Raw genomic sequence first — 13,001 nt, 5'->3', positions numbered from 1 at the left:
ATTCGCTCCGGTCAGCGCGGCGGTTGCGCGCCAGGCGCATCGAAGTCGATCTTCATCTCGCCGCTCTCGATCTGCTGCAGCCGTCGCATCAGATTGGCCGGACGCAGCGAAAGCGACGCGATCATCCGGCGCACGAACACACCCAGATGGTTGGGCCGGATATGCTCGGGGCATGCGAGTGTGCACAGGTTGCACATCACGCATTCGTCGAACACCTGGCTCGATGCGGGCAGATTGCCCTCGACCGCCAGGTTCACGCCTCGCTGCACGTCCAGCCCCTTCGGACAGGCGCGGTCACAGCCGCTGCAATGACGGCAATGCGCCGCTTCGGGGAAGATCTCGGCGATCTTGCTGAGCGCCTGCCAGCTGTCGCCGATCTCTTCCATTCGATACAGGTGACGTTCCGATTCGGTGAAGTAATCGAGGAAGGCGACCTGCATGCCCTCTTCGACGAGGGTCTCGCAGGCGAGCGCGGTTTTGACTTCCTGCTCGCCGCTGCGTCGCACCATTACACGGCACGAGCCGCACACGCCTTGGGACATGCAGCCGACACCCTCGACGAGAGTCTGCCCCGCATGCCCCATGGCCTGCAGAATCGAGCAATTGTCCGGCGCCTGAATCTCGCGCCCTTCGATACTCACGCGAACCATGGCCTCGCACTCTCCTTGCATGCCGTGAACACTTCACTGGCGAACGCGCAAAAAAGATCATATAAACCTTAGCACAAGGACGGTTATGAGAATGGGGCATGGCATGAAAACTTTCTGGAAGGCCGTCGCTCCTCTGATCGTGGCGATCGTGATCGGACTGATTCCCGCGCCCCCCGGTCTCGCGCAGCACGCGTGGTATTACTTCGGGATTTTCGCGGGTGTGATCGTCGGGCTGATGCTGGAGCCTATTCCGGGCGCCGCAATCGGTCTTATCGCGGTGACGCTGGTCGCGGTATTCAGCGAGTGGGTGTTCTTCAGTCCCGCACAACTCGCCAAGCCTGGTTTCAATGTCGCGAACGCGGGGCTCAGCTGGGCGCTTTCCGGTTTCTCGAATGGCACCGTGTGGCTGATCTTCGGCGCCTTCATGTTCGCACTCGGATACGAGAAGACCGGGCTCGGCAAGCGCATTGCATTGATGCTGGTGCGGGCACTGGGTCGACGGACACTCACGCTCGGCTATGCGGTGATGGTGGCGGACGCCGTGATCGCGCCATTTACCCCTTCGAATACGGCGCGCAGCGGCGGGACGATCTTTCCGGTGATTCGCAGTTTGCCGCCGCTTTACGACTCGAAGCCGAACGATCCGTCAGCGCGGCGCATCGGTTCCTACATCATGTGGACCGCTATCGCCACGACCTGCGTAACGAGCTCGATGTTCCTCACCGCGCTCGCACCCAATCTGCTCGCCGCGGAACTCGTCAAGAAAACGGTCGACGTCGATCTCGAATGGGCACAGTGGTTTCTGGCCTTCGCGCCCGCGGGCATCTTGCTGCTGCTGGCCATCCCGCTGCTGACCTACGTGCTGTATCCGCCGCATGTGAAGCAAAGCGCCGAAGTGCCGGCCTGGGCTGCCCAGCAACTGAAGGAGATGGGGCCGCTCACCAGACGGGAAATCATGCTCGCCGTGCTGGTACTAATTGCCCTCGCGCTATGGGTCTTTGCGGACGACTACGTCAATCCCACGACCGCCGCGCTGATGGTGATCGCGCTGATGCTGGTCACCCAGGTGGTGAGCTGGGATGACATGCTCGGCAACAAGCAGGCGTGGAATACCCTCGTGTGGTTCGCGACGCTCGTCGCCCTCGCCGACGGGCTCAGCAGGACTGGCTTCGTCAAATGGTTCGCCGGGACGATATCGACCCACATGGCAGGCTTTCCCCCGACGGAGGCGGCGATCGTCCTCGTGCTGATCTTTTTCTTCACGCATTACATGTTCGCGAGCGTCACCGCCCACGCGACGGCGATGCTGCCGGTCATGCTGGCGGTGGGCTCGACTATTCCCGGCATGCCGATGGAAGCGTTCGCGCTGATGCTGTCGCTGACTTTGGGGATCATGGGCATCCTGACGCCGTACGGAACGGGGCCGAGTCCCGTGTACTTCGGCAGCGGGTATCTGCCTGCGGGTGATTTCTGGAGACTCGGACTGATTTTTGGCGTCATTTATATCGCGGTATTTCTTCTGATTTGCGCGCCGATCCTGCTTTGAGGTTCGAGACTTGATCTTCTAGATATCGAAGTAAAGGTAAAACTCCCATGGATGTGGGCGCAATTTGATCGTGTCGATCTCGCGGCTGCGCTTGTAGTCGATCCAGGTCTGAATCACGTCGTCGGTAAACACATCGCCTTTGCGCAGAAACGTGTTGTCCGTTTCGAGCGCCGCCAACGCCGCTTCGAGCGAGCCCGGCACCTGCCGGATATTGCGCGCTTCTTCGGGCGGCAGATCATAGATGTTGCGATCGAGCGGCTCGCCGGGATCGGTCTTGTTTTCGATGCCGTCGAGGCCGGCCATCAGCATCGCCGCGAAAGCAAGATACGCATTGGCCGACGGGTCCGGACAGCGAAACTCGACGCGCCGCGCGTTCGGCGAATCCGAATACATCGGAATGCGCGCCGCGGCCGAGCGGTTGCGCTGCGACATCGCCAGATTGACGGGCGCCTCATATCCCGGCACGAGGCGCTTGTAGGAATTCGTCGTCGGCGCGCAAAAGGCCATCAGCGCGGGCGCGTGCTGAAGCAATCCGCCGATGTACCAGCGGCACATGTCGGAAGTCAGCGCCCAGCCGCCCGCGTCGTAAAAGAGGTTCTGTTCGTCATTCCACAGGCTCTGGTGACAATGCATGCCGCTCGCGTTGTCGGCGAACAGCGGCTTCGGCATGAAGGTTGCAACCTTGCCGTGCCGACGCGCGACGTTCTTGCAGATGTACTTGTAGATCATCACGTTGTCGGCCATGCGAGTCAGCGTCGCAAAGCGCATGTCGATCTCGTTTTGTCCGGCGGTCGCAACTTCATGATGATGCACTTCGATCTGCACGCCGGCCTGCTGAAGCGTCAGCGCGATTTCCGAGCGGAGCTCCTGCAGCGTGTCATGAGGAGGCACCGGAAAATAGCCTTCCTTATAGTGCTGCTTGTAGCCAAGGTTGCCGCCGCCGTATGCGCCCTCGTCGCGACCGGTGGTCCAGTCGCCCTCGGCCGACTCGACGTAGTAGTAGCCGCAGTGCTGATCCTGGCCGAAGCGGATCGAGTCGAAAATGAAGAATTCGAGCTCCGGCCCGAAATAGCACGTCGTCGCGATGCCCGTCTGCCGCAGGTAGTTCTCCGCCTTTTTCGCCACGTAGCGCGGATCGCGCGAATAGGGCTGTCGCAGCACTGGATCGACTACGTCGCAAATGATCGACAGCGTCGGCGTACCGCAAGCCGGGTCGACAAAGGCCGTTGCCGGGTCGGGCCGCAGCAGCATGTCGGACTCGTGGATCTCCTGAAAGCCGCGAATCGATGAACCGTCGAAACCGATGCCGGCGCTGAACAGGTCGTCGTGAACTTCGGGAAGCGTGATCGAGAAATGCTGCCAGAGGCCCGGCAAATCGGTGAATTTCAGATCGACGATCTGAATATCGCGCTTTTGCAGCAGATCGATCACATCGCTTGCGTTTTGCGGTCGCGCGACGCGATAGCTGCCCGCTTCGACGGACGCCGCAAACGGCGATCCGGTGCTTCCTTGCGTACTGGCCATGAGCTTTGCCCTCTTGCGCCCCTTTACCGCCGGTTTACTTATAGTCAAACGTTAGTACTTCCATGGGCGAAAACAAGGCGGCGGTGAGTGGGCCTAGCGGTCCTGCTCCAAGCCCTTTAGATGGGCCTGCCCCGCATCTCTGGCAGCGGCGGCGGTCGCATATGTCTCGTCCGAAACGAGCGAGCGTCTGACCTCACGGGCCGCGAAGTCGACCAGCGTGATTACCCAGACATGCTCGCCACCCTGCTCGGCCGTTTGCACGAAAGCGCGCACGTCGCCCTTGTCGTCTGATTTCATCGTGACCTCCTTGTGGAAAAGTCGCGCGGGAAAAGGGCTGCGCGACGATAAAGACGTTCGCGACCCGCGGTGCCTTCCTCGCGGAGCGCGTAACTTGATCTTAGGCAATCGAATCGGACCATTGACGGTTTTCTCGCTGCCGATGGTCTTCGCAAATCGCGTGTCGCGCGTCGGTCGCATCGCGTGAATCGAACTTATCCAGTTTGCGGCGTGGAACGGCGCCCGCCCATCCGTCTCGCGAACGACATAAGCGACGCTCGCGGTAATTCTTCAACTGAAAGCGCCCACAGCGAATACGCGACGCTGCGCTGGAACAACAAACTGACAGCGGTCCGAAGCTGACCCCGGCCCAGCGCGTACACCGAGTCAGTCACGGCGATCGCACCGTGCATCAGAATGCTGGCATGCCGATAGCATCCCATCATGCATGCGTTGCAGGGTTCCCGTTGATCGGGCAGGCGGTCGAGGTCGAACACGGAGCCCATCGGCTCGGACCACGCCTCGCAACGCCAGACATCGAGGTTCCAGTCGATATAAAAGTACTTGCTGCCACCGATACATGGAACCAGTTGCCGTTCACCGCGCACGAACCGCGCGACCTCGTCCAGCGCAGCGCTCGGGTCCATCACGCGGAAGTGCTTCTTCAGGCGCGCGATTGCGTTCAACGCGTCGAGTAACTCGTCGGTGTTCAGGTCGACGAGTTTCGAGTCTTCGTCGTACACGAGCGATGACGACCCAAACGCCTCGCGCCGTGGATAGGAAAAAACGACCGCATCGAAGCCGAGCCGGTTGAGCGTCTCCGGAAGCGATTCGTAACGGACCAGACGGCTCACCGTAATCGATGCGCACACCTCGATGCCGAAGCTATGCGCCTGAGTGATGCCCTCGCGGATGCGGGCCTCGAGACCGCGCAGGCCGCGATTGTGCTCATGCTCGCGCATGTCCGCGCTATCGATGGAAATCAGCAGACGCTTGAGGCCGGCCTCCGCCAGTTGCTTGATATGGCGCGGAAGAAACCAGCCGTTCGTGATCACGCCGCACTGAATGCCGGCCTTGGTGGCCGACGCCACCAGCGATGCGATCTGGGGATGAACGAGCGGCTCGCCGCCTTGCAGCGTCATGTAACGAATCCGGCGTCTGCGCAGGATCGGCAGTGCGCGCGCGAACTCGTCAGGATCGAGATAGCGACGCGGCCCCGCCAGATTCTTCTCGCGAGAGAACCCGCAGAAGTCGCATGCGGCGTTGCACACGTTCGTCACCGATACGTCGCACACCGCGGGCAGCGGATTGCGCGGTTCGCTGACGACGGTGTCTACATGCCGTAGGTCGCGCCACTTGATGATCCGCTCTGTCGTATCCATGAGACCCTCGTTACCTGCCGATGAATTCGTCACGAGGCTTCATAGAATACGCTCAACGTGCTGAGCGTGAACCATTGTTACGCCTACCGTCGGCTTTCGCCGCGTGCCGTCAATGCGAGTCCGATCACGGCAATACAAGCGAACAGCGCTGGCAGCAGGAATACATTCGGCAGGCCCAGCATTTTGACCCCGAGACCGTCGGCGACGCCGCCCCGCGCCGAAGCGAGAGCCGTCGCGCTCATGAAAATTCGCCGATGCGGTGGCCACCGCGCTGGGCAGCAGGCGTCACTTCCGCACTGCCGAAATCGCGCTATGAGTCATGCCGACCATAGGCCAATATCGGGGGGGGGGCGCAAGAATAGCGCTTTCGTCGAGCTGGGAATCAATCAGTTTGCAGAAACACTCGATCATCTGCTTTGGCGGTGCGCAACGGTCGATGACCGCATCGACACCCGGCCACCCCGCGAAAGGAGACAGCGTACTGGACAGAACCGCGACGCGACATTACGGGCAGTGCTTGTTGATCAACTCGATGGCTTTTAACTTGGATGCAAGATGGCAGTCGCCGTCAAGGACCGCCAATTGCGCAGTGCTCGCGCTTTGACCTCGTACCGCATCAGCGCACGTCTCAAGCGTGGACGCGAAGCCTCGCACCCGGGCGGTAACGAAGATGGATTCGGCGACCGGCTCATGTCCTCTGCGGAGGACGAGCAGGCGCCGTCCGTTACCAAGGTTTGGCATCATGGTTCGCGCTCCATCGGCAACCAGCAACGCGTAAATTGACTTCCATCTGAGAACGTCATGCGATACCGCTCGCACGCCTCGGTGTACGCGAGCGAATCCTCGCCCGAGATGGAACGGGGCAAGTTCTAAGGCCTCGAACGCCGAGTCGACTTCGCTCAGCGATATATCAAACGCATCTCGCGGGTCCATGGCGAGTATCAATGTCGAGTCATCTGGATTGCAGCATACGTCGGCCCAGATCCGTGCAGAACGTCGGCCGTGCGAAAGTGATTTCTTTTCGTCCGTTGGTCTTTCGTGCAGAACTTTTTTCGGCTCTCGGCAATCCGTGGGCTATTTCAGCGGTTCGCCGGGTTTGAATAGTCGCTCGCTCCCGACTTGCACCTTGGGGGCAGCCACGGCGGCCGGACGGCTTGAGCGGTAAGAACCTACAGAAAACGCCATCGCACGGGCGACGGCGAGAGTGGGCAAGCGCAGATCCGTCGGCAGGGGCAGAACCGACGTTCGAATGTCCGCGAGAACCGCGAGGACAGAGTTCAGCTTTTTCGGGACGTTTTCGGCACGAATGGCGTGGGTATGTGCTGGACCTTCTCGCTTCCGCACTTCGGGCAAGCGGGATGAGCATTTTCATGTTCAGCAAGATGTTCAGCATGTTCGAACATCTCACCGCACTTCTCGCACCTGTACCGGTAAGTCGGCATGGCATTCCTCCAACGAGAAGCCGGCACGTCGTTGCTGACCAGATACGACCACGACGTCGGCAATAACCCATTCTAGTGCAGGAAAGTGCAGGAAACGTCTGCATACGCGTCGCGCAGCGCCGTTCAATTGGATGCCCCGCTGAGTGCGGCAATGACCGCGAATCTCAGTTCGGCCCGTCACCTACCAGCCGAAAAACCTGCACCGCATCTTCCAGCGTGGACGCCTGTTCTTGCATGCTGGCCGCCGCGGCTGCCACCTGCTCGACCAGAGCAACGTTTTGCTGGGTCATCTCGTCCATGTGTCCGATCGCGCGATTCATTTCGCCGATACCGGTACTTTGCTCGTTGCTCGCGTGCGTAATCTCGCCCATCAAGGTGACCACACTGTCGACGGCCGTGACGATTTCGGTCATGTCCCGGCCAGCCTGGTCGACCAGTTCGCCGCCCGCATTGACGTTGCCGACCGAGTCGGTGATCAGCGCCTTGATTTCCCTGGCGGCCGTCGCGCTGCGTTGGGCCAGGCTGCGCACCTCGGCGGCGACGACCGCAAAGCCGCGTCCCTGATCGCCGGCGCGCGCCGCCTCGACGGCCGCGTTCAAAGCCAGAATGTTGGTCTGAAAGGCGATCGAGTCGATCATGCTGATGATGTCGACGATCTTGTGTGAACTGCCGCGGATCAACGACATGGTGGTTACCACATGGCCCACCACGGTACCGCCTTTGACCGCGAGGTCGGAGGCCGACGCGATGTGTTGGTTGGCGTGCGAAGCGCGTTCGGCATTGGCGCGCACCGTTGCAGTCAGTTGTTCCATCGTCGAAGCGGTTTCCTCGAGCGAGCCGGCCTGTGCCTCGGTGCGGGACGACAGTTCCGCGTTGCCGGCCGCAATCTCGCGCGCGCCCAGCGCGATCATATCGGACGCGCGTCGCACGTTGCCGACCACCGAGGCCAAGCCGACACTGATGCCGTTCATCGCCTGCATCAACTGGCCGAGTTCGTCGCGCCGGCTGACATGCACTTGCGCGGTCAAGTCGCCAGCCGCCAGTTTTTCCGCGGCGGCCTTCGCTTCGAGCAGTTGCATGCCGAGACCGCGCCGGGTCGTCACGAAGACCAGCGCGCTGACCAGCAGCGCGCAGAGCAGCCCGAAGCCGATCACCCCGGCTGGTAGGAAAGGGGGCGACGCCCCTGTGGGGCTCGCTTGATCCGGGAGGATCACAGCCTGCAGCAGCCGACCATAGCCCAGCAGGAGCACGGTATTCGCGGCCAGAGTCAGCAGCGCGAGCCTGCCTCCAATCGACAGGTTCCACACCTCGCTGACATCGAGCCCGACATACAGCGCGCCGATCACGTCGCCGGAACTGTCCCGGATCGGCTCGTACCGTGTCATGTATTGCTTGCCGAATAGCGTCGCGTAACCGGTGTAGGGCTGCCCGCTGCGCAGCATCCGATAGCCGGGATGCGAGCGGTCGAGGACCGTGCCCACGGCCCGCTCGCCGGTTTGCCTTTTGACCGAGGTGGCGACGCGCACGAAGTCGTCGCCTATCGCGACGAATACGGTGCCCGTCGCGCGGGTTTTGTCGGTGAAGCGATCCACTTCGCCGTAGTTGAGGTTCAGCAGTGTGCTCCCGTTCAGGAGCCTGGGCGTCATCACACCGAGGATGTCGACACCGCTTGATTCGTCGCGCGTAAATGGAGCTGGAAAATACCCGGCGAGCGTTCGCGCGTGACGACGCACCTGGGCCTTGAGCGGCAGCAGAGAGTACATGAAGTGAACCCCCGTCGACTGTGTCAGCGAGCCGAATAAATCGGACGTTTTATTCTGATTTCATTAGACAGAATATTGCATGAGATGGCAATAGAGGGTCCTCGCTAATCTCAGCTCACGGAAAGGAAGGTGCCAGGCGGGTCATAGATGTCTGAACACTCCGCACGCCAGAGCACGCAGTTCTTCGAATTGCGTGACGAGTTGGAGGCACAGAATGAAGGCCAACATCGCCGCGGGCCCCGGGTGGCGTTCGATCCATCGCAGCATCGGGGTCGCGAAGCGCGTGCGGATCGCATCGCGCGTCAGGATCACCGTGATCGCGATCCCCACCGCGGCACCCGCCAGCAAGTCGGTCGGATAGTGAAAGCCGAGATAGGCGCGCGGAAGGCAAATGAACACCGCGGTATAGAGAAGCGCCAGCACGCCGATGCCCCGCCACACGAGGAAAATGCCGGTGGCGATGGCCATCCATAGCATGGCGTGATCGCTCGGGAACGAACTCCAATCCGACAACTGCGCAGCCTTGGTCGCGCCGCTTGCGAACTGCAGATGAAGTTCGGTGCTATAGATGGGACGCACTCTAAATGGCAACCAGTGCGCCAGCAGCCGTCCGACGAAGAGCGCCACGACACCGCTGAGAAGCGTCGCGAGCACTATTTCGCGCCGCCGTTCGGCGTGTGCGTCTTGTTGAAACCAGATCCACCACAGCACGGCAATCAATACCAGGCCTTTAAAGGTGTACAGGTCGGCGATGGCTTGTATCGATTGGGTCGCGAAATGACCGAAGTGTATGCTGGACAGATAAGTTTCGATGGTCGAATCGAAGCTGTTCATGCTTTTGTAATCGATATCTGCTAGTCGCAGCGGAACATCAGCTTAATCGACACAAGAAACGAAAAATGAGGCGCAGACAACGTTTGCCGTCATTTTTTGGTTCGCCCCGATCCCGCACGACACCCCTCCCCGTTATGGCGCCCCCTTCACCTGCTCATGCGGCTTCTCCACTCCCGCCATGCTCAGCGCCTCATGCAGCGTGCCGAAAATACAGCGCTCCTCGACGATCGGCGTGATGCCATGCCGATCCATGTCCGAGCGCAAATAACGATTCACCCGCGCAAAGACCACCTCGATCCCATCGCGCTTGAGCGCCGAGCACAACTCGCCCACCGAGCGCGCCGCCGAATAATCGACATCCGTAATCGCGCTCGCATCGACGACGAACCAGCGCACGGCGTTCGGTGCGTGCTCGATCAGGCGGCGCGTATCGTCGACGAAGAAATGATCGTTCGCGTAGAACAGATCGGCGCCGAAGCGATAGACGATCAACCCCGGCGCAGTCTCGATGCCGGGCACCGCCGGCACCGGCACCCACATGCCGTCGCCGTTGGGCGCGAGCATCATCGTGTGCGGGCGGTAGCTGTGTCGCACGTGACGCAGCAACGACAGCGCGACCGCGACCAGGATGCCGTGCTCGACGCCGATCAGCACGACCGCCGCCGCCGTGAACAACGCTAGCGCGAATTCGCCGGGACTTTCGCGACGAATCGAAAAGAGCGACTGCACGTTAATCAGGCCGACCGCGATCGTAAACACGATGCTCGCGAGAATGCAGTGCGGCAGATACTGCAGATAGCGGCTGAAAAACAGCAGCACGGCCACCACGACCGTCGCGAACACGAGCTGTGCGAACTGGCTGCGCGTGCCGGCGCGATCGGCCATCGCGGTCTGCGTCGGGCTGCCGTTGACGACGAACGCGCCGGAAAACGCCGCCGCCGCGTTGGCGGCCGCGATGCCGAGCAGGTCCGCGTTGGTATCGACCGGCTCGTGATAGCGCTCGGCGAACACGCGGCTTGCGGCGGCGCTTTGCGCGACGATCATCACGAAGCACGACGCCGCGACCGGCACGAGATCGAGCATCTGCTGCCACGTCACCGACGGAATCCGCAGCGGCGGCAATCCGCCCTCCACCGGTCCGAGGATCGGGATGCCGTGCGCGGCGAATCCGAACACGTCGCTCGCGGCAATGCCTCCGACGACCGCGATCAATGGCACCGGCAGGCGCGGCCAAAAGCGCTTGCAGACGAGAATCGCGGCCACCACGAAGAGCGAAATCGCCAGCGTCGGCCGATTGATCTGCGTGGCCTTGCTCACGACGAGCAACAGTTGATCCACGCTGCGCGTCGCATGTCCGGGCACGCCGAGCATGTCGCCGAGCATCGCGATGCCGACCTGCACGCCGACGCCGGCAAGAAAGCCGACCAGCACCGTGCGCGACAGGAAGTCGGCGAGAAAACCGAGCTTGAAGATGCGCGCGACGAGCAGCAGCCCGGCCGTCAGCAGCGCGACCATCGCCGCGAGCGCCGCGTATTCGGCACTCGACGCGGGCGCCATCGTCTCCAGACGGCTCGCGAAGATCGTCGCGGTGGCCGAATCGGCGGCGACGACCAGATGCCGCGACGCGCCGAAAAACGCGAACGCGACCAGCGGCAGGAAGACCGTATAGAGCCCGGTGACGGCCGGCATGCCGGCAATGCGCGCATAGCCGAGCACCTGCGGTATATCCATCGACGCAAGCTGCACACCGGCCAGCGCATCACGCGCCGCCGCAATCCGGCTCAAAGGAAGAACGCCCTTCAGCACGCTGGCACGTGCCGCCATTTTCTGCAGAGAATCTTGCATACGCGATGCCGACCCAAAACGGAGGTAATCGCGCATCGTGCCGCGAACCGGCACGCCAAGGCAAGACTTACTGAAAGGTAAAGCGGGCTATTGACGGAAACAAAGACGGGAAAGCAAACCGAAGGGACGCAAACGGTTGCTCCTTTCGAATTAACGACAAACTAGCGAACGTTAATCGCAAATCAAAAATCTCCACGAGGCAGCGGCGGAAAGAACGCGCGACGAAAATCTATCGTTTGAAACGTCCCGTCTGCGGATCCACATGGCGCGCGAAACCAAACAGCGCAGCGATGCCGATCGGACAGGCGATCAGAAAAATAGCCAACATCACACTCACCCCGTAACAACTTGTTACAAGGAGTTTAGAGAAATTTGACGCAAGTTTAATGAGGGAAAACCGCAAAGCAGTATTGCGAAGGATTACGGCGACCTTAAAAAGATTGCCACATCCGTAAGTGAAAGCGCGAATAAGCGCGTGATGGCGCTCGTGAAAAAACTCGAAGAAATATCCGTTCGACTGTGAGGAAAGCCCCGCCGCGTATGGCTGGTAGCCGCGTCCCCATTTCGTTCGCCAGTTCGGCCCGGCGCCGGCATAACACAGCCGAGACGGCGCGCATGGGCGCGCCAGACATCGCACCGCCACGATTAGGTAAATCCTTCTACCGCGTCGAGCCACGCGTATTTTTCTTCTGCATCGGCGCTGGCCCAACCGATTCGCGCATCGTCACGCTGACCGGAAACTCGCGGAAGATCTCCCACGTGGTGCCGTAACACTGGTTGATCAGCCAGCGCACCGCGTTTTGCGTCAGTTCTCCGGTTGGAATATGCACTGACGTGAGTCCCGGCGCCGCGTATGCGGCCGAGTAGTCGTCGTCGTAGCTGATCACGGAAATGTCGTTGGGCACCGAAATGCCCGCCTGGTGAAAACGCGCGAGCACGGCGACAGCCATCGTGTCGTTCGCGCAGAACAGGCCGGTCACGCGCCGCTGCATCTCGAGCAGCTTCTGGGCGGCCGCATAGCCGCCTTCCGGCGAAAAGTCTGATTCGATCAGCGGGACGTCGTCGCGCGCAATGCCGGCTCGCGCGAGTTCGGCGAAAAAGCCGTCGATCCGCATCACGTTGTCCGACGCGGTAGCGGGCCCGGAAATCACCGCGATGTCGCGATGCCCATGGTCGAGCAGCGTGCGCGCCGCCAGTTCGCCGCCGCGCCGATGATCCGCGCTGAACGACGCTTCCGGCAACTGCTCGAACGCGCGATTCAGGAACACCATCTTCGGATGCATGCCATGCAGCATGATCAGGTCTTCGTCGTGCAGATCGTGGCTGATCACGACCACACCGTCGCAATCGCGGCCGATCAGAAAGCGCACCGCCTCGATCGCCTGCTCGCGCGGCGACACCTCGCCGCAACCGGTCGCGACCACGACATGCCGGCCGACCGCGCGCAGCTCGGTGTCGGTCTGCTTCAGGATCGTGCCGTAGTAGGGACCAAAGAAGGTCGGCACGAAGATGCCGATGATGCCGAGCTGCTGCGTCGCCATTGCCCGGCCGATCGACGACGGGCGGAAGTTCAGCGCCTCGATCGCCGCCTTCACGCGCGCCGCGGCATCGGCGGAAATCGGTCCCTTGCCGGAAATCGCTCGTGAGGCGGTCGACATGCCCACGCCGGCCAGTTGCGCGACGTCCTTGAGTGTTGCCACGCGGTTCTCCATCAAGCCTGTCTCGACGAGCCGCTTCGC

At 61.5% G+C, this 13,001-nt stretch carries 12 protein-coding genes; 2 read left to right on the top strand and 10 right to left on the bottom strand.

Translation table 11 applies throughout. The annotated features are described in order from the left end of the window. Positions 1–11: 11 nt before the first annotated feature. A complete protein-coding gene (locus BC1002_RS17675; protein WP_013091361.1) occupies positions 12–650 on the bottom strand; it encodes a 4Fe-4S dicluster domain-containing protein in 639 nt (212 codons plus the stop codon). A gap of 103 nt (positions 651–753) precedes the next feature. On the opposite strand from BC1002_RS17675, the gene BC1002_RS17670 reads away from it, so the two are divergent. Beyond that, positions 754–2,196, top strand: coding sequence for an anion permease (locus BC1002_RS17670; protein ID WP_041735285.1), 1,443 nt, complete (start codon positions 754–756; stop codon positions 2,194–2,196). Positions 2,197–2,214: 18 nt separating this feature from the next. On the opposite strand, the gene glnA is transcribed toward BC1002_RS17670, so the two are convergent. The 4 genes from glnA to BC1002_RS37475 all read right to left on the bottom strand — a co-directional run bounded on the left by glnA (position 2,215) and on the right by BC1002_RS37475 (position 5,620). Next, on the bottom strand, positions 2,215–3,720 hold the full coding sequence (glnA, locus tag BC1002_RS17665; RefSeq protein ID WP_013091359.1) for a type I glutamate--ammonia ligase: 1,506 nt from the start codon (positions 3,718–3,720) through the stop codon (positions 2,215–2,217). Positions 3,721–3,813: 93 nt separating this feature from the next. Beyond that, positions 3,814–4,017 (bottom strand): hypothetical protein, encoded by a 204-nt coding sequence (locus BC1002_RS17660; RefSeq protein ID WP_013091358.1) that lies wholly within the window; start codon positions 4,015–4,017, stop codon positions 3,814–3,816. Positions 4,018–4,211: 194 nt separating this feature from the next. Continuing rightward, positions 4,212–5,378: a radical SAM protein gene (locus BC1002_RS17655; RefSeq protein WP_013091357.1), complete on the bottom strand. Its 1,167-nt coding sequence runs from the start codon at positions 5,376–5,378 to the stop codon at positions 4,212–4,214. 83 nt (positions 5,379–5,461) lie between these two features. Continuing rightward, complete coding sequence (locus BC1002_RS37475) at positions 5,462–5,620, bottom strand: hypothetical protein (RefSeq protein ID WP_193373051.1); 159 nt, start codon at positions 5,618–5,620, stop codon at positions 5,462–5,464. 313 nt (positions 5,621–5,933) lie between these two features. On the opposite strand from BC1002_RS37475, the gene BC1002_RS37745 reads away from it, so the two are divergent. Next, on the top strand, positions 5,934–6,161 hold the full coding sequence (locus BC1002_RS37745) for a hypothetical protein (protein ID WP_013091356.1): 228 nt from the start codon (positions 5,934–5,936) through the stop codon (positions 6,159–6,161). A 494-nt stretch (positions 6,162–6,655) separates the two neighbouring features. On the opposite strand, the gene BC1002_RS36375 is transcribed toward BC1002_RS37745, so the two are convergent. The 5 genes from BC1002_RS36375 to BC1002_RS17625 all read right to left on the bottom strand — a co-directional run bounded on the left by BC1002_RS36375 (position 6,656) and on the right by BC1002_RS17625 (position 12,974). Beyond that, on the bottom strand, positions 6,656–6,820 hold the full coding sequence (locus tag BC1002_RS36375; protein WP_018433560.1) for an FmdB family zinc ribbon protein: 165 nt from the start codon (positions 6,818–6,820) through the stop codon (positions 6,656–6,658). Positions 6,821–6,984: 164 nt separating this feature from the next. Next, entirely contained in the window at positions 6,985–8,583 is a 1,599-nt protein-coding gene (locus BC1002_RS17640; RefSeq protein WP_013091355.1) for a methyl-accepting chemotaxis protein, read from the bottom strand. A 141-nt stretch (positions 8,584–8,724) separates the two neighbouring features. Beyond that, on the bottom strand, positions 8,725–9,417 hold the full coding sequence (locus BC1002_RS17635) for a phosphatase PAP2 family protein (protein ID WP_013091354.1): 693 nt from the start codon (positions 9,415–9,417) through the stop codon (positions 8,725–8,727). 132 nt (positions 9,418–9,549) lie between these two features. Further along, positions 9,550–11,262, bottom strand: coding sequence for a SulP family inorganic anion transporter (locus BC1002_RS17630; RefSeq protein WP_041734925.1), 1,713 nt, complete (start codon positions 11,260–11,262; stop codon positions 9,550–9,552). Positions 11,263–11,921: 659 nt separating this feature from the next. After that, positions 11,922–12,974 carry a LacI family DNA-binding transcriptional regulator gene (locus tag BC1002_RS17625; RefSeq protein WP_013091352.1) on the bottom strand — a complete coding sequence of 351 codons (1,053 nt, stop codon included), beginning with the start codon at positions 12,972–12,974 and terminating at the stop codon, positions 11,922–11,924. Between the last annotated feature and the right edge of the window lie 27 nt (positions 12,975–13,001).

The organism is Paraburkholderia atlantica (assembly GCF_000092885.1).
Lineage (GTDB): Bacteria > Pseudomonadota > Gammaproteobacteria > Burkholderiales > Burkholderiaceae > Paraburkholderia > Paraburkholderia atlantica.
The sequence above is the reverse complement of the archived record's forward strand: the minus strand, read 5'-3'. Positions and strand labels throughout refer to the sequence as shown.